Genomic DNA, 25,065 nt, shown 5'->3' on the forward strand with positions numbered 1-25,065 from the left:
CTCAGTCGTGCGGGACGAGGGCGACCGGCGCGAGGCTGTGGTGGAGGACCGCGTGGGCCACGCTGCCGATGTGCGCGCCCAGGACCGAGCGTCCGGTGCGCCGGCCGACGACCACGAGGGACGCCTTGTGAGCGGCGGCCACCAGCTCCACTCCGGCCGATCTGGTCACCACGCGGGTGACCGCCGTGACGCCGGAGTGCTTCGTCCGCCACGGCTGGAGGAGTTCGTCGAGCGAACGATTGATCTCGGGGGCCACGGCCAGCCGGATGTCCGGCACCATCGCGGGTCCCAGGCCCGCGGAGAGCGGGAGCTCCTGGGCGTACACCACCTGCAGACCGGCGCGCCGTCGGGCGGCCTCCTCGAAGGCGAAGTCCAGCACGCTGTCGACCGGTTGGCGCAGGTCGACACCGACGACGACCGGGCCCTCCGGGGCCGGCACGCCCTGCGCCCGGACGAGGACGGCCGGGCACTCGACCCGGCCCGCGACCGTCAGACCGACCGAGCCGAGCAGGTACCCGCCCACGCTGCCGAGCGCGCGCGAGCCGAGGACCAGCAGCTCGCCCTCCTCGGCCGCCGCGACGAGGCCGGGCACGGGGCCGGAGCCGGCGGGCAGCAGCCGCGTGGTGACCGACAGACCGGGGTGCCGCCCGCGCAGCCCGTCGGCGGTGCGCGCGAGGAGTTCCTCGGCCCAGTGCTCGTCGGGCTCCCGCGACACGAAGGGCAGCAGCACCTCCGGCGACGGCTCCTCCGCGTGCACCAGGTGCACCCCGGTGCCACGCAGCAGCGCCTCGTCGGCCGCCCATGCGGCGGCGGCGTCCGCCTGCTCCGTGCCGTCGAGGCCGACCACGATGCTCCGTGCCATGGCCGGTCACCTCCTTCGTATGACGTCGTCCACCACGCCGTCGGCGCTCGCGCGCAAGCGAAGCGCCGGACCTCCATCATCCGGGGCGCCCACCCCGCGGACCAGTCCTGAGCGGCGCACACGGCGGGTGGTCGGGTGGCCCACGCCAGGGACCGACCGGCCCTACCCGTCACCCGTGTCGGATGCGAGCGTGACAGAGAGACGACATGCGTGCCGGAACGCGCACCCGGAAAGGCGGTGGCCGCCATGGAGACGCCCCTCGTGGTCGGAGTCGACGGTTCGGACGCCGGACTCAGGGCGGCCGACTGGGCCGCCGACGAGGCCGTACGGCTCGGACTGCCCCTGCGCGTCGTGTACGCCTCGCTCTGGGAGCGGTACGAGGGAAGCGTGCCGGCCGGGAGCCCGGACCGGCCGACCGGCCAGGTGCTCGCGGAGACCGTCGTCGCCACCGCGGCCGCGCGCGTCCGGCGCCGCGCCCCGGGCCTGAAGGTCACCACGGCCGTGCTCCCGGAGGACGCGGAGAGCGCGCTGCTCGGCGAGGGGCTCTCGGCGGAGGCCGTCGTCGTCGGCTCCCGGGGCCGTGGGGAACTGACCTCGCTGTTGCTCGGGTCCGTCAGTCTCGTCGTGGCCGCCCGTTCGCACGGCCCGGTCGTCGTCGTGCGGGGCGACCGGCACGCCCTGGAGGCACGCCACGAGCGCGTCCTGCTCGGCATCGGGGAAAGCGACGTGGACTCGCCCGCCGTCCGCTTCGCGTTCCGCGAGGCGGCCGCCCGCGACTGCCTCCTCGACGTCGTCCGTACCTGGCGGCGGCCCGGCCACGAACCGCCCGACCACCCGCTGCTCACCGGCGACCGCGCACTCGGCGAGGAGGAACGCGCGGCCGCGCTCCTGGACAAGGCCGTGGCGGACGCCGTCCGGACCCACCCCGGGGTGCTGCTGCGGCGCACCACGGTGGAAGGACCCGCGCACAAGGTGCTCGTCGAGCGCTCGGCCGCGGCCGACCTGCTCGTCGTCGGAGCACGGCGCCGGGAAGCCCTCTTCGGCCTGGAACTGGGCCGGGTCGCCCACCGGGCCCTCCACCACGCCTCCTGCCCGGTCGCCGTCGTCCCGCAGCGACCGCACGCACCGATCGAGGGAGAGTGACGATGACCGGCGACACCACCCCCCATGCCCGCGGCGACACCACCCCCCATGCCCGCGGCGACACCACCCCGCACGCCCGCGGCGACATCGGACGCCGGATCGCCGCCCGGCGCGAGGAGCTCGGCCTGACCCGGGAAGAGGTCGCCGCGCGCACCGGCGCGGCGACGAGCTACCTCACGTACCTGGAGGAGCGGGTGGCCACCCCCGACGTCGCCTTCCTGGCCCGCCTCGCCAACGCCCTGGAGTGCACCGTCCAGGACCTGACCGGATACACGGCCGACCTGCCGGCTGCGGTCGGCCGGGCCGGACGTGACGCCCGGCTGACCGAGCTGAGCGACCCGGAGTGCCGGCGGCTGCTCGGCACCCATGGCGTAGGACGGATCGCCTTCACCACCGTCGACGGACCCGTCGTGTTCCCCGTCAACTACGAGATCGCGCGGGACGAGGTCGTCTTCATGACCGCGCCGGACGCGGCACCGGTCCGTACGGCGGGCACGGAGATCGCCTTCGAGACGGACCACGTGGACGAGGCTTTCAGCCAGGGCTGGAGCGTCCTCGTCGTGGGCCCGGTCCGCCGCGTCACCGACGAGTCCGAGGCCCGGCGGCTGCGGGAGTCGATGCACACGACCCCGTGGGCCGGGAAGGGCCGGGACACCGTCATGGTGCTCTCCCCGCGCCGCGTCAGCGGCCGGCGCATCGTCGTGGAGGGCGCTCCGGGCGCTCCGCCGGCGGCACCCGGCGGCTCCCGCGGAGCAGCGTGACTCAGCCGGTCCCCTCGGGGAACGGCGTCCGGCCCGCCGCGCGGCGGCGCGCGGGCAGAGAGGCCGACCGGGCTCGACCGGGGCCGAAGGGACCCTGGCCCGGCGTCCCGCGCGGTGCCAGCGTGGAAGGTGGCGCACCTGGGGCGTCCCGGGGACGCGTTCCCCGCCCCCGGGACGTACTCCCGAGGAGGAGACATGACCAGCCAGACCCTCGTCCGCCCGGAACTGGGCACCGTGATCGTCGGGATCGACGGCTCCCCGCCCGCCCGGGAAGCCGCCCTGTGGGCCGCCGACGAGGCGGAGCGCCGCGACCGGGCCCTGTATCTCGTCCACGCCGCGGACACCGATCGGAGCAGCCTCTACTTCCCGGCGGAGGACCTGAGGACCGTACGCGAGGAGGGCCGTGAGCTGCTCCGCGAAACGGCCACGGCGCTTCAGGACCGCCACCCCGGGCTGACCGTGGTCGAGGAACTGAGCGGACTGGAGCCGGTCGCCGGACTCACCGCCACGGCCGGCCGCCAGGGCACGATCGTGGTGGGCAGCCGGGGCCGCGGCGGGTTCGCGTCCCTGCTGCTCGGATCGGTCGGACTGGGCGTCGCCGCCCGCGCCACCGTGCCCGTGGTCGTGGTGCGCGGCGGCGGCGACCGGCCGGAGGCGGGATCGGTCACCGCGGCCGTGCACGGCGCCTCCGACCTCGGCTGGCTGCCCGTCGCCGCGGCCGAGGCCAGGGCGCGCAAGGCATCGCTGCGGCTGCTCAGCGTGTGGAACGTGCTCGCCCACGTCGGCAGCGTCGCCACCATGCTCGACGACCTCGACGAGATCGCCCGGGCCCGGGTCCAGGAGGTGAAGGGGCTGGCCGACCTCGTCCGGCATGCCTACCCCGAGCTGACCGTCAGCCATCACGTCGAGACCGGCACCAGCACCCCCGGGGCTCTCGTCGAGGCCGGCGCGCACACCGACCTCCTCGTGCTGGGCGCGGAACACCACGCCCTGGGCGTCGGGCCGGCCCTCGGCCGGGTCGCCCACACCGTGCTCCACCACTCCCCCTGCCCGGTGGAGATCGTCCCGCCCGACTTCGCCGCGAGGCAAGCGCGGGAACGGACCTGAACCAGCTCGTGGCCCGCGCCCGGCAGCCCGCCCGCGGGCGGGGCCCCGAACGGTCCACACTGGTCACATGAGCGCGGCACCCGCCATCGAACTCAGCCGCCTCACCAAGCGCTACGGTTCCGTCGTCGGGGTCGAGGCCCTGTCCCTCACCGTGGCACCCGGCGAGGTCTTCGGCTTCCTCGGGCCCAACGGCGCCGGGAAGACCACCACGCTGCGCTGTCTCACCGGCCTGCTCAAGCCCACCGACGGCCGGGTCCGCGTCCTCGGTCTCGACCCGGGCGCCGATCACCGCACCCTGGCGCCGCGCCTCGGCTACCTCCCCGGCGAACTGCGCTTCTACCCCGAGCTCACCGGAACCCAGACGCTCGACCTGCTCACGGCCCTCCAGGGCGCGCCGTCCCCGCGCCGCGCGGAGCTGTGCGACCGCCTCGAACTGTCCCCGGCGGACCTCCGGCGCCCCGTCCTGACGTACTCCCGGGGCATGAAGCAGAAGCTCGGCCTCGTCCAGGCACTCCAGCACGACCCGCTCCTCGCCGTCCTCGACGAACCGACCGAGGGCCTCGACCCGCTCGTCCAGGAGACCTTCTACCGGCTGATGGCGGAGGCCTCGGAGGCGGGGCGGACCGTCCTGCTCTCCAGCCACGTCCTGCCCGAGGTGCAGCGCACCTGCGGCCGGGTCGCCATCGTCAGGGAAGGCCACCTCGTCACCGTCGCGAGCGTCGCCGCGCTGCGCGAGGTACGGGCCCGCCGGATCCGGGTCGGCCTCGCCGGCCGCCCCGGGCCGCGACCGCTCGGCGACGCGGACCGCTGGCACCCGCGCTGGACGGGGGACCGCGCCGAACTCCTCGTCCCGCCCGACGAGGTCGTCCCCACCCTGCGCGCGCTGCTCGCGCTCCCCGTCACCGACGTCACCGTCGAGGAGGCCGGCCTCGACGAGGCGTTCCTCGACCTCTATCGCGACGGCCGCGACGGCCCCGCCGAGGACCCGACGTGAACACCCGGTGGCCCCTGCTGTGGCTGGCCCTGCACCGCAGACGCAGGATGCTGACGGCCCTGGTGGCCGGCATGGTCGCCTTCGAGACCGTCATCGTCGTCGTGACGGACACCGTCCCGACCGGGCAGCTCTTCTCCACGGCGCGGCCCCCGTCCGCGTACCGGGCCTTCAGCGGCTCCAGCGGCGACGTGTCGATCGCCAGCCACCCGGGACTCCTCGGCGCCGGACTCACCCACCCGTTCTGGATCGCCCTCCAGCTCACCGCGATCGGCTCCCTCGCCGCCGCGGCCGTCGCCGCCGACGTGGAGTCCGGCACGATCGAACTCGTCATGGCCCGGCCGGTCACCCGTACCCGGCTGCTCGCCGAACGCACCGCGGCGCTTCTCCTCGCCTCCGCCGTCCTGACCGCCGCCGCCACCCTCACCCTGGCCGTCGGCGTGGCACTCTCCCCGTCCCTGCACCGGGACGTCGGCCTCGGCGGTGTCTTCGCCGCCGGACTCATGGGCTACGGCCTCACCCTGTGCGTGACCGGGCCCGCGCTGGCCGTGTCGGCCGCCGGGCACCGGCGCGCCCAGGTCCTCGGCACGGTCGTCGCCGTCGGAGCCGTCGGGTTCGCCGTCAACTTCGTCGCCCTCGCCTGGCACCCCGCCGCCCCGCTGCGCTACCTGAGCCCCTTCCACTACTACACGCCCGGCGACGCCCTGGCCCACGGCGCCGTCCTCTGGGCCCGCCTCGGCGTCCTGGCGGGCACGGGCGCCCTCGGCCTGCTCCTCGCTCATCTGCTGCTCCGGCGCCGCGACATGGCCGTGTGACATGGGCCCGTGAGGGCGGGGGGTGACGTGGGCCGGTGAGGACGGGGGGTGACATGGTCCGGTGAGGGCGGCGGGTGACATGGCTCTGCGAGGGCGGAGGGTGACATGGCCCTGTGAGGGCCGGGGCCCGGCGTGAGCGGGGGGCGGGTCACCAGGGGCGGCGTTCAGCGCTCGGTGAGCCGGCAGCGCACGTCCACCACTCCCTCCACCGCCCGCGCGAGCCGCTCGGCGACCGGGATGAGGGAGCCGTCGCGGACCGGGCCGGACAGGGTCACGATGCCGCCCGTGACCGTCACGCCCACCTCCGCGCGCGAGAGCGGGAAGAGCCGCTCGACCACCTCGGCGCGCACCTCGGCCGCCAGGTCGTCGTCCGGACGCAGGAAGACCTTGAGGAGATCCACCCGGCTCACGATGCCGCGCAGGGTGCCGCTCGCGTCAACCACCGGAAGGCGCTTGATCCGGTGCGTGGCCATCAGCCGGGCGGCGAGGGGGAGCGGGGCGTCGGGACGGATCGTGACGGCCGGTCTGGTCATCAGGTCCCGGGCCCGCACGGAGCCCGCCTTCGCGGTGTCGTCCAGGCGGCGCAGCTGCTCGACGAGGCCGGGGCGGTGGTCGTGGAACTCCTCCTTGGGCAGCAGGTCCGCCTCGGAGACCACCCCCACGACCCGCGCCTCCCCCTCGACCACCGGCAGCGCGGTGACCTTCCAGCGCTCCATCGCCGTGACGATCTCCTTGAAGGAGGCGTCGGGCGCGACGGCCACGACCTGCTTCGTCATCACGTCCGCGACGGTGTACGGGTGTGCGGACATGGCGCGCCCTTCCCTCGGCATCGTTACCCGTGTCCTCATGGTGTGCCTCCTGCGGTAGCCCTTCCAGGCTGCGCCGCCGGCGGGCGGCGCGGCAGGGCCGTGCGGGGCAGTCGAAGAGGCCCGGTCGGCCCCTCTCTCCCACTTGCGCCGGCGCCGGACCGCGGAACCCTGGAAGAGGCCGCGGGGGATCGGCCGCCGCGAAGGGCCCCGAGGACCAGGGAGGACGAGGGAGCGACGATGACGACAGGCGACCGCACGAGCGCCACCGGGAGCGGAGGCCCGCACCCGGTGGCCGCGGTCGTCCTCGACACCGACGGCGTCCTCCTCGACAGCGCCCGTCTGCACGCCCGGGCGTGGCAGCGGGCCTTCGACGGCTGCCTGACCTCCTGGAGCACCGCGCGGCGGCCCCAGGCGCCCTTCGACGCCGAGCGCGAGTACCGCGCCCTGGTCGACGGGCGGCGCCGCGACGACGGCGCCCGCGCCTTCCTCGCGGCGCGCGGACTCGACCTCCCGCAGGGCAGCCCCGACGACCCGCCCGGCTGCGGAAGCGTGTGGGCCGTCGCGGCCCGCAAGGAACGGGCCTTCACCGAGCTGGTCCGGGACGCGGGCGTCCCCGCCTACCCGGAGGTGGCGGCCGTCCTGGCGGAGCTGCGGGCCCGGGGCGTCCGGCGGGCCGCGGTCTCCGCTTCCCGCCACGCCCGGGACCTGCTCACCGCGGCAGGCCTGCACACCCTGCTCGACGGGATCGTCGACGGCGCCGACGCCGCCCGGCTCGGCCTGCCCGGGAAGCCGGATCCGGCGCTCTTCCTGCTGGCCGCGGACCGGCTCGGCACGCCGCCCGGCGCCACCGCCGTCGTGGAGGACGCGCTCGCCGGCGTCGAGGCGGGCGCACGCGGCGGCTTCGCCCTGGTCGTCGGCGTGGACCGGGCGGGAACCACGACGGCCGCCCTCCAGGAGCACGGTGCGGACCTCGTCGTCCCCGATCTCGCCGGCCTGCCCGCCGCCCTGCCCGGGGGTACGGGGTGACCACGGCCTGGCGGTGGGAGTACGACCGGTACGACCCCAAGCGGGAGCGGCTCGTCGAAGCCTTGTGCACCCTCGGCAACGGACGCTTCGCCACCCGCGGCTCGGCACCGGAGACCGCCGCCGACGAGGTCCACTACCCGGGGACGTACGCCGCCGGCGTCTACGACCGGCTCACCTCCCACGTGGCCGGGCGGGCCGTCGAGAACGAGGACATCGTCAACCTGCCCGACTGGACCCGGCTGCGCTACCGCTGCGTGCCGGACGGCGAACCGCCCGGGGAATGGCTCACGCCGGACGCCCCCGGAGTGCGGCACCACCGGATCCGCCTCGACCTCGGACGCGGTGTGCTCACCCGCGAGACGCTGTACCGGGACGCCCGGGGACGTGGCCTCGGCGTCGCCCACACCCGGATCGTGCACATGGCGATCCCGTGCCTGGCGGCCCAGCGGACCGTACTGCGCGCCTACGGCTGGAGCGGCCACGTCGAGGTGGAGTCCCGCCTCGACGGAGCCGTCGTCAACGCCGGCGTCGCCCGCTACCGGGACCTCGACGGGCACCATCTGGCGGAGCACCAGGCGGGCGTCGACGCCTCGGGCACGGCCTGGCTCACCTGCCGTACGAGGACCTCGGGCACCGTCATCGGTCTGGCCGCGCGCACCGTGACCCTGCCGTCCGGCGCGGCGGACACCGCCCGCACCACCTCCACCAGCACCGTCCAGGCGTTCCGGCTGCCGCTCGGCCGTGGCCGGTCCGTGACGGTGACCAAGACCGTGGCCCTGTGCACCTCGCTGGACCGGCCCGCGACCGATCCGGTCGCGACCGCACGCGAACAGGCCGTCCGCGCTCCCGCCTTCCCCGCACTGCTCGCGTCCCACCGGGCCGCCTGGCAGCGCCTGTGGGACCAGGCCGAGGTCCACGTACCCGGGGAGACCGCCCGCGTCCTGCGCCTGCACCTCTTCCACGTGCTGCAGACGCTCTCCCCGCACACCGCGGAACTGGACGCCGGCGTGCCCGCGCGCGGGCTGCACGGCGAGGCGTACCGGGGCCACGTCTTCTGGGACGAACTCTTCGTCCTGCCGTACCTGTCGCTGCACTTCCCCGAGGTGGCCCGCGCCCTGCTGCTCTACCGCCACCGACGGCTGCCCGCCGCCCGCGAGGCGGCCCGGCGCGCGGGCAGAAAAGGAGCGATGTACCCCTGGCAGAGCGCGAGTTCGGGCCGCGAGGAGACACCCGAACTCCACCTCAACCCCCGCTCGGGCCGCTGGCTCCCCGACCGCTCCCACCTCCAGCGCCACGTCGGCTCCGCGATCGCCCTCAACATCTGGCGGTACGCCACAGCCACCGGCGACACCGGATTCCTGTACGGGCCCGGCGCCGAGACCCTTCTGGAGATCGCCCGCTTCTGGGCGAGCGCGACCACCTTCGACCCGGACCGCGACCGGTACCGGATCCTCGGCGTGATGGGACCGGACGAGTACCACGACGCCTACCCCGACGCCGCCGCACCCGGCATCGACGACAACGCCTACACCAACGTGACTGCCGCCTGGGTGCTCGCCCGGGGAAACGAACTGCTCACCCTCCTGCCCGCCACCCGCGCCGCGGAGCTGCGCGAGCGGCTCGGCATCGACGCCACGGAACTCGACCGGTGGCGGGACATCGAACGCCGCATCCACGTCCCCTACCACCAGGGCGTCATCAGCCAGTTCGAGGGATACGGCCGGCTCGCCGAGCTGGACTGGGCGGCCTACCGCGCCCGCTACTCCGACATCCGCCGGCTCGACCGCATCCTGGAGGCCGAGCACGACAGCGTCAACCGCTACCAGGCGTCCAAGCAGGCGGACACCCTGATGCTGGGCCAGGTCTTCCGCCCCGCCGAACTCCACGCCCTCTTCACCCGGCTCGGCCGCCCCCTGGACGACGGCATCTGGCGGGCCACCGTCGACTACTACCTGCGCCGCACCAGCCACGGCTCCACCCTGAGCAGCCTCGTGCACGGCTGGGTACGGGCCCGTGAACAGGGCCCGGACGCCTGGCGGTACTGCGAGGAGGCGCTGCGCGGCGACGTGACCGACGTACAGGGCGGCACGACCGGGGAGGGCATCCACCTGGGGGCCATGGCCGGCACCCTCGACCTGGTGGAGCGGGGGATCACGGGCGTCGGGGCGGACGCCGACGGACTGCGGATCGACCCCGTCGCGCTGAGCGAGATCCCCCGCCTCTCGTTCCGGCTCCGCTACCGCGGTCACCACGGGATCCGGCTGCGGATGCTGCCCGGGCGGATCGGGGTCACCGCCCCCACCGCCGGGCCCGGGCCGCTGCCCCTGATCCTGCCGGGCGAGCGGCACGTCACCGTCCTGCCCGGTGAGGAGCGGTGGTTCCGCCGGTGAGCCGGTGTCCGCCGCCCACCGACGGTCCTTCGGGCACCGGGCCGACGGCAGCCCGCCCCGATGCCCGCCGGACCGCGGCCGTCAGACGAAGTCCAGCACGTCCGTCGCCGGCCTGCGGGGCGTGGCCCGCCCGGCCGGGCCGTAACCGATGCGGATGATCATGTGTACGTAGCCCAGCGCGGACAGCGGATCGCGCGCCACCGCCCGCAGCTCGGGCCACTCCAGCGGCTGGGAGATCATCGAGGTGGCGAGCCCGTCCAGGGTGGCCTGGAGCAGCACGCGCTGCATCCCCTGACCCGCCCGCAGCCAGTCCGCCGGCCGGTCGTCCCGGGTGCCGAGCAGGACGATCTGCGGCCGTTCCTCGAACCGCGCCGCCTCCCGGTCCGGGACGCTCCGTGAGGTGTCGAAGTCCCGGACAGGGGCGCTCATCCCGTACTGCCGCGGCCCGATGGCGTACGGCGGGATGCCCTCGACCGCCGCGCCGGGCTCGTCCGCTCCCTTGTGGACCCAGGTGGCGAGCTCGGCGCGCACCGTCGTGTCCATGGCCTCGAAGAGCTCGGCGTCGTGGACGAGGTCGAGCACGGTGTCGGTGTGCCAGGGGCCCGGCGTGACCAGCCGGCACCCTTCGAGCACCGCGGCCGACCGCAGCCCGTCGACGACCTCCTGCGGGACGCGTTCGTCGGAGTAGGGGAAGCGGCTGGTGTGGCGCCGCCGCAGCACCGGCTGAAGCAGCGCGAGGTCGTCGTCCGCGCCGGGGTCGCGGGGCTCGCGGAGCGTCACCTCCGCGAGGAACCACGGATTGCCGGGATCCGGCAGGAACCGCACGGACGCGGCCCAGCCCCGCCAGGCCGCCGCCACCCGCAGGTTGAAGACGGCGGCTGCGCACCCCATGTGGAGGGCGCGGTCGCGCGGGTCGGAGCGGGGAAGCGTGCGGGCGGGGTCGCCGTACACCTCGACCGTGTCGCCGCCGACCCGGTGGAGGAAGCGCCACGGCTGAGCGTTGTGCATCGAAGGGGCGGTCACCGCGTCGTCGACGAGCGAGGTGACGAGCGCCGCGTCGGGGTGGTGGAGTGCCATGACGGTCCGTCCTGTCCGGGGGAGCATCCCCTCATGCCCTCAGCCTCCGTACGCGGGCCACCGCGGGACCAGGGCCGAACGGTCCCCGGCCGGGGCCGGACGGTGCCCATGCGGAGGGCGCGGATGGTGCGTGCGGCTGAGCGTCGTGGCAGCGAGGGCCGAGTCCGTCAGGGCCGCGTCAGCGATGCTGACCCTGCGCCTGCTCGTGCGCCTGCTCGTGCTCGTGGGCCTGGGCGGCGATCACGGCGGCCTGCACCCGGCGTTCGACGCCCAGCTTGCCGAGGAGCCGGGAGATGTGGTTCTTGACCGTCTTCTCGGACAGATAGAGGCGTTTGGCGATCTGCAGGTTGGTCAGCCCCTCGCCGATCAGGTCGAGCACCGCGCGCTCGCGCTCCGACAGCGCCGCGAGCCGCTCGTCCTCGGGCGGCTTCCCGGCCTGCGGGTCGCGCAGCGAGCGCATCAGCCGGGCGGTGGTGGCCGGGTCCAGCATCGACGCCCCGGTGGCCACCGTGCGTACCGCCGCGACCAGGTCGGACCCCTTGATCTGCTTGAGCACATAGCCCGCGGCCCCCGCCATGATCGCGTCGAGCAGCGCGTCCTCGTCGTCGAACGACGTCAGCATGAGACAGGCGAGATCCGGCATGCGGGACCGCAGCTCCCGGCACACGGAGATGCCGTCGCCGTCCGGCAGGCGCACGTCGAGCACGGCGACGTCCGGCCGCAGCGCCGGCCCGCGGGCCAGGGCCTGGTCCGCCGAGGCGGCCTCCCCGACCACCGCCATGTCGGGCTCGTCGTCGATCAGGTCGCGCAGACCCCGGCGTACCACCTCGTGGTCGTCCACGAGGAAGACCCGGGTGAGCGGCGCGGGTGCTTCGGTCATGCGGGACCCCAGTCGTCGGCGGGGCGACAACCCCGTCCCTGCCCCCGATGAACCCAGGGTGTCCCAGGAGACGCCGTCCCGCACGCGCTGGGAGCGGCCGGATCAGGCGGCGCCGTCCTCGCCGCCGCCGAGCGCCAGCCGGACGTCCACCACGCCCTCCACGGCCCGCACGGCCCGGGCGAGCAGCGGCACCAGAGCGCGATCGCGCAGATCGCCGTGGAGCGTGGCCACGCCCTCCGAGACGGTGACCCCGAGCCGCTGCGCAGACGCGGACTCGTCGAGCACCGCCCGCCGGATCTCCTCCTCGATCTCCTGGTCGGGACGGAGGAACACCTTCAGCAGGTCCCCGCGGCTCACCACGCCCTCCAGCATGCCCAGCCCGTTCACCACGGGCAGCCGCTTCACCCGGCGGGTGGCCATGATGCGGGCGGCCTCGGCGAGCGTCGCGTCCGGGTGCACGGTGACCGCCGGAGTCGACATGAGCTCACCGGCCCGCAACGCGCCGGCCTTGGCGGCGGCGGCGCGCTCCTCCGGAAGGAGCGGATCCTGGGCCCGGAACTGTTCCTTCGGCAGCAGATCCGCCTCCGACACCACCCCGATCACCCGGCCCTCGCCCTCCAGGACCGGAAGCGCGCTCACCTTCCACTGGTCCATGAGCGCGACGATCTCGCGGTACGCGGCATCGCGGCCGACGGCGATCGCGGTGTGGGTCATGACATCACTGACGGTGCGGGGCGTGGCGGGCATCGTGTCCTCCTCCTGAGGCCGGCTCCTCGGTCGACTCCTCGTCGTGGTCCCCTTCCAGTGTGGACGCGGACCGGGGCGGCGGGGGGAGGGCCGGTCGGACCGGGACAGAGGGCTGTCCGGCCCTCTGGTCCGGCGCGCGGCCGGCGTGAGAGGTGGACCATGGTGCCGTAGGCGAGAACGTGTTCACGGGACCCGGGCCGGCGGTCCGGAGGAGGCACCATGAACAGTGAGATCCCGGAGATCCCCGCCCGGCCGGAGCTCGGCACCGTCGTCGTGGGGGTCGACGGCTCCCCGGCCGCACGGACGGCCGTGCTCTGGGCCGCCGCGGAGGCGGACCGCCGTGGCCGCCCGCTGCGCCTCGTCCACGCCGCCGACACCGACCGCCGCGCCCTCTTCTACGCCGACGGTGAGGCGATCCAGGCCGTGCGCGAAGCCGGGCGCGACCTGCTGATCGAGACGGCGGACGCGGTCCGGGAACGCTTCCCGGGCCTCGAAGTCACGCGGGAACTGAGCCGCCAGGAGCCGGTCGCCGGGCTCAAGGCGGCCGGGGGCAACCGCGGGACCATCGTGGTCGGGAGCAGGGGCCTCGGCGGCTTCGCGGCCCTCATGCTCGGCTCCGTGGGGCTGGGCGTCGCCGGGCACGCGGAGGTGCCCGTGATCGTCGTGCGCCCGGACGGCGAGAGCGCCGGCACGGGCTCGGTGACGGCGGCCGTGCACGGCGCCGACGATCTCGGATGGCTGCTCCTCGCCGCCGCCGAGGCGGACGCCCGCAAGGCCGCGCTGCGGCTCGTGAGCGTCTGGAACGTCCTCGCCCGGATCGGCAGCGCACGGCAGCACGAGCACGAGGTGGAGGCGCTCGCGGACCGCGTCCGCGAGGTCTACCCGCAGCTCACCGTCGAGCACCGCGTGGAGACGGGCACGAGCACCCCGGGAATCCTCGTCGAGGCGAGCGGTCACACCGATCTCATCGTGATGGGCCGCGGTCACCGGGCACTCGGCGTCGGCCCCGCCCTGGGCCGGGTCGCCCACAGTCTGATCCACCACGCCCACTGCCCGGTGGAGATCGTCCCGCCGTCCTTCGTGACCAGGGACGATGTGACCAGGGACGACGTGACGCGGGACGACGTGACGCGGGACGGGGAGACGTGAACGACGCGCTCGCGGTCACGTCACCGGGTCGGCCGATGCGGCGACTCCGAGAGCCGCCGGACCGGTATCCGTACCGTCCGAGGGCGTGGAAGCGGCTCCCAGGAACGCGGTGAGGAGCAGTCCGAGCAGGGCGATCACCGCGAGGACGATCAGCACGACCTTCCGGCGGCCGGCCCGCGGGCGGCCGGGGCCGGGATCGGGGCCGGAGTCCGTGTCGTGGCCGGGGGCGGGGCCGGAGTCGAGGGCGTGGCTGCCAGGAGGCCCCAGGTCCTGCGGGAACTGCTCGTTCAGCGTCGTCATCCGCCTGTCGAGTCCGGGATCGTCCCGCACGAGACGGCGTTCGATCTCCGCAAGGGCACGCCGGTCGTCGGTGGAGTGACCCATGGCGGCCTCCTCTGCCTGACACGAGGACACGGTGGTCCTGACGATGTCCGCAGTTTCAGTGTGCCCGCGCACGGGGCATGCGGACAGTCGGGCGCGGTCGCGAGAGCGGGTGAGCCGGTGGCGGGCGCGGCATCCACGCGACGAACCGGGGCACACCCGCCCATACTGAGGAGGACGACAGCCGTCCAGGGTGCGTAGGTACCGGAATCGCGGTGGCGATGCAGCAGGTGCCCTTCGATGAAGTGACGACCAGCGCGGCCCGGGACGCGGGCGGGTGGCTGGGTGCCCTGCCGGTCGCCGTGGTGGCCACCAGCGCGGACGGGGCGATCGTCCGCTGGGACCACGCGGCGGAGGACCTGCTCGGTTACACCCCGCACGAGGTGCTCGGCCGGCACATCGCCGACCTGCTCCATCCCGGCGCCGACCGTGGCCTCGGCCGGTCGCTGTGGGAGGGTGCGGCCACCGGGCGCGGGATCATGGGCATGGTGACCGCCTGGCACAAGGAGGGGCGCCCGCTGGAGCTGGAGATCTGGGCGTGCCCGGTCCCCGCCCGGCACCGCGGCGGGACGACGGTGCTGGTGTTCGCCGCGGAGGCGGAGGCCGCGCGACGGATCCGGGGCTCGTCGGCGGTGTGGGACGGGCTGTTCTCCCGTTCCCCGGTCGGCATCGCCGTCCTCGACACCGAGCTGCGGTTCCTCCGCGTCAACCCGGCGCTCGAAGCGATGAACGGACTTCCGCAGGCCGCGCACATCGGGCGCCGCCTCGTCGAGATCCTGCCCGATGTCAACGCCGCCGACATGGAGAGCGCGATGCGCCGGGCCCTGGACGAGGGCAGACCCGTCCTGGACTCCCGGCGTACGGGCCGCACGCCGGCCGACCCGGACCACGACCACGTGTGGTCGGGGTCGTACGTCCGCCTGGAGGACGCCGACGGACGCCCGATCGGGCTGGCCGCCACCCTGATCGACATCACCGCCCAGCAGCAGGCGCAGCTCGAGGCCGAGGCGGGCCGGCGCCACCTCGCCCTGGTCAACGAGGCCACGCTCAAGATCGGCACCAGCCTGGACCTGGAACGCACCGCGCAGGAGCTCGCCGACGTCGCCGTACCCGACCTCGCGGACGCCGTCGCCGTGGACGTCCTGGAGAGTCTGGCCGGCGGCGGCGACCTCGGCGCCGGCCTGGTCGGGGGCACCACACTGCGGCGGCTGGCCAAGGCGCCGCTGACCGGATCACCCGTCACGGCCGTCCTCGCCCCTCTGGGGCGCACGCTCTCCTTTCCCGCCAACGCGCCGTACACCCGCGTGCTCGGCGCGCGCCGCCCGTTCGTCGTCCCCGAATTCGACGAGCAGGCCATCGCCGCCGCGGCCGGCCACTCCGCCGTGCCCGCGGAGCTGCTCCGGCTGGGCGTGCACTCGTTCATGATGACGCCGCTGCTCGCCCGCGGCGTGGTGCTGGGCCTCGCCACCTTCTACCGGACCCGGCCCGTCGGCCCCTTCACCGAGGACGAGATCGCCCTCGCCGGTGAACTCGCGGCCCGCGCCGCGGTCTGCGTCGACAACGCGCGCCTCTACCGTCGCGAACACGACACCGCCGCCGTACTGCAACGCAGCATGCTGCCGCAGCACATCACCCCGCCGACGGGCATCGAAGTGGCCCACCGGTACCTGCCCGCCAGCGATGTGAACGAGGTCGGCGGCGACTGGTACGACGTCATCGCCCTGGAGGACGGCAGGGCCGCACTCGTCATCGGCGACGTGATGGGGCACGGCACCGCGGCCGCGGCGGTGATGGGGCGGCTCTCCGCGAGCGTCCGGGCCCTCGCCCGCCTCGACCTCGCCCCCGAGGACATGCTGTACCAGCTGGAGGCCGCCCTGGACGATCTCGCCGAGCCGATGCTCGCGACGTTCCTGTGCGTCGTGGTCGACCCGGCCGACGGCCACTGCCGCATCACCCGGGCCGGCCACCCGCCCCCGGCGGCGGTCTTCCCCGACGGCACCGTCCGCCTGCTCGACGTACCGCCGGGCCTGCCGCTGGGCGTCGGCGGCACGCGCTTCACGACCACCGATGTCACCCTGCCCCTCGGCAGCCTCCTCGTCCTGTACACCGACGGCCTCGTGGAGTCCCGCAGCAGCGACATCGACGCGCGCCTCGCCGAGCTGACCGACCTGCTCGCCGAGCCCGTCCCGTCCCTGGCCGGGCTGTGCGACCGCCTGCTCACCCACCTCGTCCCGGCCGCGGCGGACGACGACATCGCCCTCCTCGTCGCCCGCATCCACACCGGGGGCTGACGTCACGGGCCTGCCACCCGCGTGACCGGGCGTCAGCTGATCCCGCGCGGGGTCTTCACCGCCGCGGAGGGTCTTCACCGTGTTCCGACGAAGACCGGCACGGACGGGCCGTACCGGCGGCAGCCGCCGGTACGGCCCGGGGTGGTTCAGCCGAACCAGGTACGGGTGAGCCCCTGCACGGCGGAGCCGTCGAGGTCGGCCAGGGTGGTGGCGACGAAGTCGCGGGCCCACTGCGAGGTCTGGACACGGAAGGGCGGACGGTCGGCGGTCAGGGCGTCGATGATCGGGGCGGCGGCCTCGGCCGGCGTCTGGGCGTTGCCGAAGGACTGCCGGGTCCGGGCGATGTACGCCTGGAGCGCCGGGGCGTAGGGCCCCGCGGCCGCGAGCAGGGCGGGCACGTCCAGGCCGAGGTTGGCGACGAACTCACTGGCGACCGCACCCGGTTCGACCACGGTGACGTCGACCCCGACGGTGGCGGCGACGGGTGCGAGGGACTGCATGAAGCCCTCGACGGCGAACTTGGCCGCGCAGTACGCCTCGTTGAAGGGCTGGCCGACGGCGCCGCCGACGCTGGTGACGGTGATCACCCGGCCGCGGGCGGCGCGCAGATGGGGGAGGGCGGCACGGGTCGCGGCGACCACGCCGAAGAAGTTGACCTCCATGGCCGCGCGGACCTCGTCGAGGCTCACCATCTCGACGGTGCCGACCTGGGCGGCGCCCGCGTTGTTCACCAGTGCGTCGAGGCGGCCGTGCTCCGCGACGACCTCCTCCAGGCAGCCGACGACGCTCGCGGGGTCGACCACGTCCAGGCGCTTGACCTGGATGCGGTCGGCGACCCCGTTCTCGACGGCGGCCTTCCGCAGGGCCTCCGACCTGCCCGTGTCGCGCATGGTCGCGACGGTCGTCCAGCCGGCCCGCGCGGCGCCGATCGCCGCCGCCAGGCCGATGCCGGAGGACGTGCCGGTGATCAGGACGGTCTTCTCGCTGGTCATGAAGGGGTTCTCCCGTCAGGAGTGGGCTGACGCCGACAATAACCGGGGGACTCCCCGTTTCCTTGGAACGGTAACCGGAGAGTTCCCCGTTTGTCCAAGTAGACTGATCACCTGACGAAGGGAGCAGTCTTGACCGCCCAGCCGAACCCGTTGCGCGCCGATGCCCGCCGCAACCGGGAGCGCATCCTCGAAGCGGCCGTGCGCGCCTTCTCCGAGAGGGGCGCGGACGTCCCGATCGACACGATCGCCAAGGCGGCGGGCGTCGGCTCGGCCACGCTGTACCGCCACTTCCCGACACGCGAGGCACTGGTCGAGGCGGCCTACCGCAACGAGCTGGCCCGGGTCTGCGACGGCGCCGCCGAGCTGCTCGCCGCATACCCGCCCGACCGGGCGCTGCGCCTGTGGATGGACCGGTTCATCGACTACCTGGCCGCCAAGCACGGCATGGCGGACGCCCTGCGCGCCGCGGTCGCCTCCGGCGCCGACCCCTTCTCCGAAACCCTCGACCGGCTCGGCACCGCGATCGGCACCCTGCTGGGCGCCGGCGCCGAAGCAGGACTCCTGCGCGCGGACGTCGACGCCTTCGACGTCGGCCTCAGCCTCGCCGGCGTCGCACTCGTCACCAGCGCTCCCGACCAGCGCGAGCGCGCCGGCCGCCTCCTCGACCTGCTCCTCGACGGGCTCCGCCACGGCACCGACCGGTAGCCCGACCGGAGCCGTACCGACCACGGGTGGAGAGGGGTGTCCACCCGGGGCAGACCCCAGGGTTGACGTGGGGGAGCGGGGTCGCGGCCGAGCATGGCGGTATGAGTACGAAGGACTGGTTGATCGACATCGCCCTCGTCGGCGTGGTGCTGCTGCAACTGCGCGGTCGGCGGCTGACGCTGCAGGCGCTGCTGCTGCCCGTGGGGCTCGTCGCCTGGGCGGCGACGACGTACCTGCACGCGATCCCGACCTCGGGCAACGACCTCGTGCTGATCGTGGGGACGACGCTGATCGGCCTCGCGCTGGGCGCGGGTGCCGGACTGCTGACCCGGGTCTACCGCGACGACGCCGGCCGGGTCTTCGCCCGGGCCACGGCCATGGCAGCCGTGCTGTGGGTGGTGGGATGCGGCTTCCGCATGGCGTTCCAGGTGTTCGCCACGAACGGCGGCGACCAGGCGATCGGACGCTTCTCGGCCACCCACCACCTGGACCCGACGGCGTGGGCCCCGGCGATCCTGCTGATGGCCCTCGCCGAGGTCCTCGCCCGGAGCGGCATCGTGGCCTGGCGGGGCCGGGACGCGCTGCTCGCCCGGAACCCCGGCAGGACGGGCGACTGGTGAGCGACACCCCGAGGCACGCCCCGCCGCACACCCCGAGGCACGGGCCGCCGCACACCCCGCGGCAAGCTCTGAGGCCCACCACGCCGCACGCCCCGCCGCACGCCCCGCCGCACGCCCCGCGGCGCGCGCCGTGGTCGCGCGGGCTCGGCGTCGGCCGGACGCGGCATCCTGGACCGGTGCGTACCCACGATCTCCGCCCGGGCCCGGCCGAGGCTTCCCGCCCTCCGACCCCGGCCGGGCTCCTCACGGGCCCGGCCGTCGGGCTGCTCGCCCTGACCGGGCTCGTCTACGGAGCGGTGCAGGCCACCCGGCCGGGGACCGGCCCCCGGGGCACGGCCGCATGGGTGCTCATCGGGGTCATGGCGCTCGCCTGGATCGGCTGGTGGGTGGGCAGCCGCTCCGGCCGCCCGGCCCTCGCGGTGACCTCGGCGGCGGTGCTGGCCTGCGTCGGCGGGGCGATGGCACCCCTGTCCTCGTTCTCCCCGGTGGTCGTGGGGGTGGCGGCGCTGTGTGCGGCCGGGCAGCTGGCGCTGCGGCCGGCGGCGGCGGTCGCGGCCCTGGGGGTCGTGACCGCGACGCCTGCGCTCGCCGTCGACGGTGAGGGCTTCAGGGCCCTCCTGGCCGTTGTGGCGGCCGGAGTGTGCGGCCTGCTGCTCGGCGTCGTACGCCGCCAGCGCCAGGAAAGCCTCTGGGCGCAGGCCGAACTCGCGGTGGCCAGGGAACGCGGTGCCGTCGAGCACGAGCGTGCGGAACTGCTCGCCGAGCGCAACCGCATCGCCCGGGAGGTGCACGACGTACTGGCGCACACGCTCTCGGCGCTCTCGGTGCAGATGACCGCCCTCGACTCCCTCGTCGAGGACGGCGCGGGCACGGACGACGTACGGGCGGCGATCGGCCGCTCCCGCCGCCTGGCCGTCGAGGGCCTGGAGGAGACCCGCCGGGCCGTGCGGGCGCTGCGCGACGAGCCGGTCGCCCCGGCCGAGCGGCTCGCCTCCCTCGCCGCCGGCGAAGGAGCCGCCTTCCGCGTCACCGGCACCGAGCGGCCGCTTCCGGCCGCCGTGGCCATCGCGCTGGTGCGGGCGGCGCAGGAAGCCCTGACCAACACGCGCAAGCACGCGCCGGGAGCCCATGTCACCGTCGTCCTCGGCTTCCACGAGGCGTCCACCCGCCTGACGGTCACGAACACGGCCCCGACGCCCTCCCCGCACGGACCCCGCGCCGCACCGGTCGGCGAGCTCGCCGCCACCGGCGGCGGCTACGGACTGACCGGAATGCGCGAGCGCGTGGAGCTCCTCGGCGGCACACTGACCGCAGGCCCGCACGAGGGCGGCTGGCGGGTGCGGGTGGAGGTCCCGGAGTGAAGGTGCTCATCGTCGACGATCAGACGATCATCCGCGACGGCCTCGTCACCATCTGCGAACGCCTCCCCGACATCGAGGTCGTCGCCGTCGCGGGCGACGGCGAGCAGGCCCTGGCCGCGGTCGCCGAACACTCCCCGGACGTGGTGCTGATGGATCTGCGCATGCCCCGCATGGACGGCATCGAGGCCACCCGCCGCATCACCGCCGACCACCCCGGGACGCACGTCGTGGTGCTGACCACCTACAGCGACGACGAGTCGATCCAGGCCGCCCTGGCCGCCGGCGCGCTCGGCTACCTGACCAAGGACGCCGGCCGCGAGGACATCGACCGCGCCCTGCGGGCCGCCGGCCGCGGCCAGGCGCTGCTCGACCCCGCGGTCCACGCCCGCCTCGTCGCCCTCGCCCGGCAGCAGCCCGCCCCCGGCCCGGCGGAACTGCCCGACGGACTGACCGCCCGCGAGGCGGAGGTCCTCGCGCGCATGGCCCAGGGCCTGTCCAACCGCGAGATCGCCCGGTCCCTGTTCGTCAGCGAAGCCACCGTCAAGACCCATGTGAACCGTGTCTTCGCCAAGACCGGCAGCCGTGACCGCGGCCAGGCCATCGCCTACGCGCACCGCCGCGGACTCGCCTGAGCCCGGAGCCCGGAGCCCGGAGCCCGGAGCCCGGAGCCCGGAGCCCGGAGCCCTGAGTCCCGAGCCCTGAGCCCCGAGCCCCGAGCCCTGACCCCCGAACCCCGAGCCCTGAGCCCCGAGCCCCTGAAAAACAGGGCCGCCGCTGCCGCCGCTGCCGCCGCACCGACCGCTCACCGGCTCGCGCGCCGGCGGTCCGTCCCGTCGGGCTCCTTGTCGGGCCAGCCCAGGAGCCGGGCCCCGATGACGGCGGTCTGGAGGGTGTAGCGCTGGCCGGGCTCACCGGGGTCCGCGCCCGTCAGCTTGTGTATGCGGTCCAGTCGGTACGTCATGGCGCGGACGCTCAGGGACAGGCGCCGGGCGGCCTCGGCGGCGACGCAGTTGGTGTCGAAGTACGCCGTGAGGGTGTCGATCAGCGGCCGGGCGCCGCCGCGGGCCTGCCGGAGCGGGCCGAGGACGCTGACCACGAGGTCCTCCATGGCCTGCCGGTCGCGGGTGAGGACCGGGTAGACGAGGAGGTCCGCGGCGTACAGGACCGGCTCGTCCAGGTCCATGCGGGCCGCGAGATCGAGGGCGTTGAGAGCCTCCTCGTACGAGTGGACGACGCCTCCCGCGCCGGGGTGCGGGCGGCCGATGGCGATGTGGCCGCCGTCGGTGGCCGCGTACGCCAGTTTCGCGAAGTACGCGAGCACTTCGGGTTCGTCGCCGGGCGCGACGCAGATCAGCCGCCCGTCCTTGGTGGTGAGCAGGATGCGACGGGCACCGAAGCGCGCGACGAGAGACGACTCGACGGAGCGCGAGACGGGATAGCCGTCCCCGTAGGGTTCGGGCCCTTCGGCGACGGCGACCGCGTGGGTGTGCGACAACAGCAGTCCGAACCGTTCGGCGCGCTCGGCGAGCCTCCCGAGGTCACTGCGCCCGTACAACAGGTCGTCGACGAACTCGCGCCGCGCCGCCTCCTCCTGCCGTACCGCCAGGCGCTGCGCGCGTTCGTGTCCCTCGGCGAAGGCGTCGACGGCCTGCTCCACGACGGCCAGGAGATGCCGGTGAGCCGCCTCCGGCAGACCGTGGTGCGAGGTCCGGGCGGCCGCGAGATGGGCGCGGACCAGGGACCGCAGTCCGATGCCGGCCTCGGCGGCCCGCTCGCCGCGCGACCGCAGTGCCTCCAGCTCGTCACGGGTCAGCCGCCGCCCGGTCGCGGAGACGCCGGCCAGCATGTCGGCATACCCCTCCAGATAGTCCTCGGCCGACGCCCTTTCCGACACGCTTCCTCCTTGGATACTGACGCGCCTCTGACGAGTTTGACGAGTTCCTGACGCGCGAGGACCAAGAGTGGCATGCCGTTGGGAGGGGGGACGCCACCGGCATCAAGGAGGCGTCAAAGACTGCCGGGCGACGGCAATGCGAACGGGATCACCGCGGGGTCAGGATGAGCCCGTCGGAGGGCAGGGCGTGAGGCCGGTGCCGGAGTACGGAAATCGTGACGTCTCAGGGGGGGCGGGGTCGTGGGGGAGTTCCTGGACGCCGCCGTCGGGTTTCCCGCGATGCTGTTCAGCGCGGCTCTGGTGGTGGTCGTGGGCTTCTGGTCGCTGGTGCTGTGCGGCGCGGCCGAGCACGACGGTTTCGACGCCGACGTGGACGCCGACGTGCTGCACCTCGGCGGAGTGCCCGTGTCGGTGGCGGCGTCGCTGTTCGTCGCCGTCGGATGGATCCTGAGCCTCTCCGGCTCCGTGTTCCTGAACCGCGCCGACCCGCCCGGCCTCCTCGCCTCCGTGCTCTCCGTGACCCTGCTGCTCCTCGCCCTCCTCGGCGCCTGGCGGGTGACCCGGCTGCTCGTACGGCCGCTGGCGCGGCTCCTCCCCGACGAACCAGGGCCCTCCCGGCACGACTTCGTCGGTCTGACCTGCGTCATCCGCACGGGGCGGGTGGACGCGGACTTCGGTCAGGCGGAGGTCACCGCCCCGGACGGCTCCACGGCCGTCGTCCAGGTCCGCCAGCTCGGCCACGACCCGCTCGTCCTCGGCAGCACCGGTCTGCTGTACGAGTACGACGAGAGCGGCGAGTTCTTCTGGGTCGCGCCGTACGACACGGCGCTCGACCCCCGTATCCCCCGTACCTCCGCCTGAGCGGGTACGCCCACACCTCTTCGACCCACCCGGGGTTCTGCCATGGATGCCATCACCGTGGGCATCGGCGTGTTCGTCGCCGTTGTCCTGCTCGTCGTCATCACCCTGCTCCTCGTTGTCAGCCGGCTCTTCCGCAAGGTGGAGCAGGGCAAGGCACTGATCGTCTCCAAGATGCGCAAGGTCGACGTGACCTTCACCGGACAGGTCGTCCTGCCCGTGCTGCACAAGGCCGAGGTCCTGGACATCTCGGTGAAGACCATCACGATCTCCCGGACCGGCCGGGACGGTCTGATCTGCCGCGACAACATCCGCGCCGACATCCGCATCGAGTTCTTCGTACGGGTCAACAAGACCGTCGAGGACGTCATCAAGGTCGCCCAGGCCATTGGCACCGCCCGGGCCAGCGACGAGTCGGCGCTGCAGGAGTTCTTCAACGCCAAGTTCTCCGAGGCGCTCAAGACGGTCGGCAAGCAGCTGGACTTCACCGACCTCTACACCCAGCGCGAGGAGTTCAGGGACCGCATCATCCAGGTCATCGGCACCGACCTCAACGGCTACCACCTGGAGGACGCCGCGATCGACCACCTGGAGCAGACCCCGCTGTCCCAGCTCGACGCCGCCAACATCCTCGACGCCCAGGGCATCCGGAAGATCACCGAGCTCACCACGGTGGAGCACGTGCGCACCAACGAGTTCCAGCGGACCGAGGAGAAGGAGATCACCCGGCAGAACGTCGACGCCCGCGAGGCGATCCTGGAGCTGGAACGGCGCCAGGCGGACGCCGAGATCAAGCAGCGGCGCGAGATCGGGACCGTACGGGCCAGGGAGGAGGCCGAGACCGCCCGCGTGGTGGAGGAGGAGCGGCTGCGGGCGCAGAGCGCCTTCCTCAGGACCGAGGAGCAGCTCGGCGTCCAGCGCGAGAACCAGGCCCGTGAGATCGCCGTCGCGCAGAAGAACCGCGAGCGGGTCGTCGCCGTCGAGAACGAGCGCGTCGAGAAGGACCGGCTCCTCGAGGTCATCGCCCGCGACCGGGAGACCGAGCTCACCCGGATCGCCGCCGAGAAGGAGGTCGAGGCCGAGCGCCGGGAGATCGCCGAGGTGATCCGCGAGCGGGTCGCCGTGGACCGCACGGTCGCCGAGCAGGAGGAGTCCATCAAGCGGCTCCGTGCGGTCGAGGAGGCCGAACGCACCCGGCAGGCGGTCGTCATCGCGGCCGAGGCCGAGGCCCAGGAGAAGCTGGTCAAGGACATCAAGGCGGCGGAGGCCGCCGAACAGGCCGCCGTCCACCGGGCCGCCGAGGAACTCACCCTCGCCGAGGCCCGCAACAAGGCCGCCGACCTCGACGCCCGCGCCAAGATCCGGCTCGCCGAGGGCGTCCAGGCCGAGGCCGCCGCCCAGGGGCTCGCCGGCATCCAGGTGCGTGAGAAGGAAGCGGACGCGATCGAGAAGGCCGGCCGCGCCGAGGCGGCCGCGACCGAGGCCCGCCTGCGCGCCGAAGCCGAAGGGGCGCGCGCCAAGGCCCTGGCAGAGGCGGAGGGCGCGCGCGAGATGGCGCTGTCCGAGGCGATGGGCATCAGCGAGAAGCTCCTGGCCGAGGCGGCCGGCCTCACCGAGAAGGCCGCCGCGATGGCCGCTCTCGACGAGGCGTCCCGCGGCCACGAGGAGTACCGGCTCCGCCTGGCGGCGGAGAAGGAGATCCGGCTCGCCGGTCTCGACGCGCAGCGTCAGGTCGCGGAGGCACAGGCGACCGTGCTCGCCACCGGCCTGGAGCACGCCGACATCAACATCGTCGGCGGCGAGTCCGTCTTCCTCGACCGGCTCGTGCAGTCCGTCTCGCTCGGCAGGTCCGTCGACGGTTTCATGGACCACTCGCAGACCGCCCGGACCCTGGCCGGGCCCTGGCTGAACGGCGACGGCTCCTTCACCGAGGACCTGACGCGGGTGCTCGGCTCCCTCTCCACGGCCGACGTGCAGAACCTCAGCGTGTCCGCGCTGCTCGCGAAGGTCATGAAGTCCGGCGTCCTGGACGGGGCGGCCACCACAGCGGCGGCCACGACCGCGGGCGACCAGGGCACCGCCGCCGGCGCGCTCAACGGCGCCGCCAAGAACTGACCGTCCCAGGGGGGAAGCGGTCAGGGGTCGCCGAGCCGCCGGCCTCCACCGCCCGCACCTCGATCATCGACCTGTCCCAGGACAGCCCCGT

Annotated in this window: 23 protein-coding genes; 15 read left to right on the forward strand and 8 right to left on the reverse strand. The window is 74.4% G+C overall.

The window, feature by feature from the left end:
* Nucleotide 1: 1 nt before the first annotated feature.
* Complete coding sequence (locus tag ACWEJX_RS28060) at nt 2-862, reverse strand: universal stress protein (protein WP_451610203.1); 861 nt, start codon at nt 860-862, stop codon at nt 2-4.
* 246 nt (nt 863-1,108) lie between these two features.
* Between ACWEJX_RS28060 and ACWEJX_RS28065 the strand changes: the two genes are divergently transcribed.
* From ACWEJX_RS28065 to ACWEJX_RS28085, 5 genes are all read left to right on the forward strand, one after another.
* Nucleotides 1,109-2,005, forward strand: a complete 897-nt coding sequence (locus tag ACWEJX_RS28065; protein WP_451610204.1) for a universal stress protein — start codon at nt 1,109-1,111, stop codon at nt 2,003-2,005.
* Between the two features lie 2 nt (nt 2,006-2,007).
* The gene (locus ACWEJX_RS28070) at nt 2,008-2,766 is read left to right on the forward strand and encodes a helix-turn-helix domain-containing protein (protein WP_451610205.1); all 759 of its coding nucleotides are present in this window, start codon (nt 2,008-2,010) and stop codon (nt 2,764-2,766) included.
* 195 nt (nt 2,767-2,961) lie between these two features.
* Nucleotides 2,962-3,873, forward strand: a complete 912-nt coding sequence (locus ACWEJX_RS28075) for a universal stress protein (RefSeq protein WP_451610206.1) — start codon at nt 2,962-2,964, stop codon at nt 3,871-3,873.
* A 67-nt stretch (nt 3,874-3,940) separates the two neighbouring features.
* Nucleotides 3,941-4,867, forward strand: a complete 927-nt coding sequence (locus tag ACWEJX_RS28080; RefSeq protein WP_451610207.1) for an ABC transporter ATP-binding protein — start codon at nt 3,941-3,943, stop codon at nt 4,865-4,867.
* Complete coding sequence (locus tag ACWEJX_RS28085) at nt 4,864-5,679, forward strand: ABC transporter permease subunit (RefSeq protein ID WP_451610208.1); 816 nt, start codon at nt 4,864-4,866, stop codon at nt 5,677-5,679. Before ACWEJX_RS28080 ends, ACWEJX_RS28085 begins: the two co-directional genes overlap by 4 nt.
* Nucleotides 5,680-5,843: 164 nt before the next feature.
* On the opposite strand, the gene ACWEJX_RS28090 is transcribed toward ACWEJX_RS28085, so the two are convergent.
* Nucleotides 5,844-6,488 (reverse strand): CBS domain-containing protein, encoded by a 645-nt coding sequence (locus ACWEJX_RS28090; protein ID WP_451610209.1) that lies wholly within the window; start codon nt 6,486-6,488, stop codon nt 5,844-5,846.
* 237 nt (nt 6,489-6,725) lie between these two features.
* Between ACWEJX_RS28090 and ACWEJX_RS28095 the strand changes: the two genes are divergently transcribed.
* Both ACWEJX_RS28095 and ACWEJX_RS28100 read left to right on the forward strand, forming a co-directional pair.
* Entirely contained in the window at nt 6,726-7,514 is a 789-nt protein-coding gene (locus ACWEJX_RS28095; protein ID WP_451610210.1) for an HAD family hydrolase, read from the forward strand.
* On the forward strand, nt 7,511-9,904 hold the full coding sequence (locus ACWEJX_RS28100) for a glycoside hydrolase family 65 protein (RefSeq protein ID WP_451610211.1): 2,394 nt from the start codon (nt 7,511-7,513) through the stop codon (nt 9,902-9,904). Before ACWEJX_RS28095 ends, ACWEJX_RS28100 begins: the two co-directional genes overlap by 4 nt.
* Nucleotides 9,905-9,985: 81 nt before the next feature.
* On the opposite strand, the gene ACWEJX_RS28105 is transcribed toward ACWEJX_RS28100, so the two are convergent.
* The 3 genes from ACWEJX_RS28105 to ACWEJX_RS28115 form a co-directional block, all read right to left on the reverse strand.
* Entirely contained in the window at nt 9,986-10,981 is a 996-nt protein-coding gene (locus ACWEJX_RS28105; RefSeq protein WP_451610212.1) for an Acg family FMN-binding oxidoreductase, read from the reverse strand.
* Nucleotides 10,982-11,159: 178 nt separating this feature from the next.
* Nucleotides 11,160-11,861, reverse strand: a complete 702-nt coding sequence (locus ACWEJX_RS28110; RefSeq protein ID WP_451610213.1) for a response regulator — start codon at nt 11,859-11,861, stop codon at nt 11,160-11,162.
* A 102-nt stretch (nt 11,862-11,963) separates the two neighbouring features.
* Complete coding sequence (locus ACWEJX_RS28115) at nt 11,964-12,608, reverse strand: CBS domain-containing protein (protein WP_451610214.1); 645 nt, start codon at nt 12,606-12,608, stop codon at nt 11,964-11,966.
* 219 nt (nt 12,609-12,827) lie between these two features.
* Between ACWEJX_RS28115 and ACWEJX_RS28120 the strand changes: the two genes are divergently transcribed.
* Nucleotides 12,828-13,757 (forward strand): universal stress protein, encoded by a 930-nt coding sequence (locus ACWEJX_RS28120; protein WP_451610215.1) that lies wholly within the window; start codon nt 12,828-12,830, stop codon nt 13,755-13,757.
* A 15-nt stretch (nt 13,758-13,772) separates the two neighbouring features.
* Here ACWEJX_RS28120 and ACWEJX_RS28125 read toward each other — a convergent pair whose 3' ends face one another.
* Nucleotides 13,773-14,141 carry a DUF3040 domain-containing protein gene (locus ACWEJX_RS28125; protein WP_451610216.1) on the reverse strand — a complete coding sequence of 123 codons (369 nt, stop codon included), beginning with the start codon at nt 14,139-14,141 and terminating at the stop codon, nt 13,773-13,775.
* Between the two features lie 242 nt (nt 14,142-14,383).
* Between ACWEJX_RS28125 and ACWEJX_RS28130 the strand changes: the two genes are divergently transcribed.
* Entirely contained in the window at nt 14,384-16,429 is a 2,046-nt protein-coding gene (locus tag ACWEJX_RS28130) for a SpoIIE family protein phosphatase (protein ID WP_451610217.1), read from the forward strand.
* 146 nt (nt 16,430-16,575) lie between these two features.
* Here the strand turns inward: ACWEJX_RS28130 and ACWEJX_RS28135 are convergent, their stop codons facing one another.
* Entirely contained in the window at nt 16,576-17,421 is an 846-nt protein-coding gene (locus tag ACWEJX_RS28135; RefSeq protein WP_451610218.1) for an SDR family NAD(P)-dependent oxidoreductase, read from the reverse strand.
* A 129-nt stretch (nt 17,422-17,550) separates the two neighbouring features.
* Between ACWEJX_RS28135 and ACWEJX_RS28140 the strand changes: the two genes are divergently transcribed.
* The 4 genes from ACWEJX_RS28140 (at nt 17,551) to ACWEJX_RS28155 (ending at nt 20,739) form a co-directional block, all read left to right on the forward strand.
* Nucleotides 17,551-18,126 (forward strand): TetR/AcrR family transcriptional regulator, encoded by a 576-nt coding sequence (locus tag ACWEJX_RS28140; RefSeq protein WP_451610219.1) that lies wholly within the window; start codon nt 17,551-17,553, stop codon nt 18,124-18,126.
* Nucleotides 18,127-18,227: 101 nt separating this feature from the next.
* Nucleotides 18,228-18,746 carry a hypothetical protein gene (locus tag ACWEJX_RS28145; protein ID WP_451610220.1) on the forward strand — a complete coding sequence of 173 codons (519 nt, stop codon included), beginning with the start codon at nt 18,228-18,230 and terminating at the stop codon, nt 18,744-18,746.
* A 176-nt stretch (nt 18,747-18,922) separates the two neighbouring features.
* Complete coding sequence (locus ACWEJX_RS28150) at nt 18,923-20,107, forward strand: sensor histidine kinase (protein WP_451610221.1); 1,185 nt, start codon at nt 18,923-18,925, stop codon at nt 20,105-20,107.
* Nucleotides 20,104-20,739, forward strand: coding sequence for a response regulator (locus ACWEJX_RS28155; RefSeq protein ID WP_451610222.1), 636 nt, complete (start codon nt 20,104-20,106; stop codon nt 20,737-20,739). The genes ACWEJX_RS28150 and ACWEJX_RS28155 overlap by 4 nt, the downstream gene beginning before the upstream one ends.
* Before the next feature lie 170 nt (nt 20,740-20,909).
* Here ACWEJX_RS28155 and ACWEJX_RS28160 read toward each other — a convergent pair whose 3' ends face one another.
* The gene (locus tag ACWEJX_RS28160) at nt 20,910-21,953 is read right to left on the reverse strand and encodes a PucR family transcriptional regulator (RefSeq protein WP_451610226.1); all 1,044 of its coding nucleotides are present in this window, start codon (nt 21,951-21,953) and stop codon (nt 20,910-20,912) included.
* Nucleotides 21,954-22,241: 288 nt separating this feature from the next.
* Here ACWEJX_RS28160 and ACWEJX_RS28165 point away from each other — a divergent pair, with 288 nt between their 5' ends.
* Nucleotides 22,242-22,862: a hypothetical protein gene (locus tag ACWEJX_RS28165; protein WP_451610223.1), complete on the forward strand. Its 621-nt coding sequence runs from the start codon at nt 22,242-22,244 to the stop codon at nt 22,860-22,862.
* Between the two features lie 42 nt (nt 22,863-22,904).
* Complete coding sequence (locus ACWEJX_RS28170; protein ID WP_451610224.1) at nt 22,905-24,974, forward strand: flotillin family protein; 2,070 nt, start codon at nt 22,905-22,907, stop codon at nt 24,972-24,974.
* The last annotated feature ends 91 nt before the right edge of the window (nt 24,975-25,065 follow it).

The sequence above is a fragment of the Streptomyces sp. NPDC004788 genome (assembly GCF_053601115.1).

What these genes read in the sequence shown, in the direction of transcription:
- ACWEJX_RS28120 (WP_451610215.1), top strand. Translation starts at nt 12,828, where the DNA reads ATGAACAGTGAGATCCCGGAGATCCCCGCCCGGCCGGAGCTCGGCACC.
- ACWEJX_RS28065 (WP_451610204.1), top strand. Translation starts at nt 1,109, where the DNA reads ATGGAGACGCCCCTCGTGGTCGGAGTCGACGGTTCGGACGCCGGACTC.
- ACWEJX_RS28160 (WP_451610226.1), bottom strand. Translation starts at nt 21,953, where the DNA reads ATGCTGGCCGGCGTCTCCGCGACCGGGCGGCGGCTGACCCGTGACGAG.
- ACWEJX_RS28075 (WP_451610206.1), top strand. Translation starts at nt 2,962, where the DNA reads ATGACCAGCCAGACCCTCGTCCGCCCGGAACTGGGCACCGTGATCGTC.
- ACWEJX_RS28110 (WP_451610213.1), bottom strand. Translation starts at nt 11,861, where the DNA reads ATGACCGAAGCACCCGCGCCGCTCACCCGGGTCTTCCTCGTGGACGAC.
- ACWEJX_RS28105 (WP_451610212.1), bottom strand. Translation starts at nt 10,981, where the DNA reads ATGGCACTCCACCACCCCGACGCGGCGCTCGTCACCTCGCTCGTCGAC.
- ACWEJX_RS28145 (WP_451610220.1), top strand. Translation starts at nt 18,228, where the DNA reads ATGAGTACGAAGGACTGGTTGATCGACATCGCCCTCGTCGGCGTGGTG.
- ACWEJX_RS28060 (WP_451610203.1), bottom strand. Translation starts at nt 862, where the DNA reads ATGGCACGGAGCATCGTGGTCGGCCTCGACGGCACGGAGCAGGCGGAC.
- ACWEJX_RS28125 (WP_451610216.1), bottom strand. Translation starts at nt 14,141, where the DNA reads ATGGGTCACTCCACCGACGACCGGCGTGCCCTTGCGGAGATCGAACGC.
- ACWEJX_RS28095 (WP_451610210.1), top strand. Translation starts at nt 6,726, where the DNA reads ATGACGACAGGCGACCGCACGAGCGCCACCGGGAGCGGAGGCCCGCAC.
- ACWEJX_RS28070 (WP_451610205.1), top strand. Translation starts at nt 2,008, where the DNA reads ATGACCGGCGACACCACCCCCCATGCCCGCGGCGACACCACCCCCCAT.
- ACWEJX_RS28115 (WP_451610214.1), bottom strand. Translation starts at nt 12,608, where the DNA reads ATGCCCGCCACGCCCCGCACCGTCAGTGATGTCATGACCCACACCGCG.
- ACWEJX_RS28090 (WP_451610209.1), bottom strand. Translation starts at nt 6,488, where the DNA reads ATGTCCGCACACCCGTACACCGTCGCGGACGTGATGACGAAGCAGGTC.
- ACWEJX_RS28080 (WP_451610207.1), top strand. Translation starts at nt 3,941, where the DNA reads ATGAGCGCGGCACCCGCCATCGAACTCAGCCGCCTCACCAAGCGCTAC.
- ACWEJX_RS28135 (WP_451610218.1), bottom strand. Translation starts at nt 17,421, where the DNA reads ATGACCAGCGAGAAGACCGTCCTGATCACCGGCACGTCCTCCGGCATC.
- ACWEJX_RS28170 (WP_451610224.1), top strand. Translation starts at nt 22,905, where the DNA reads ATGGATGCCATCACCGTGGGCATCGGCGTGTTCGTCGCCGTTGTCCTG.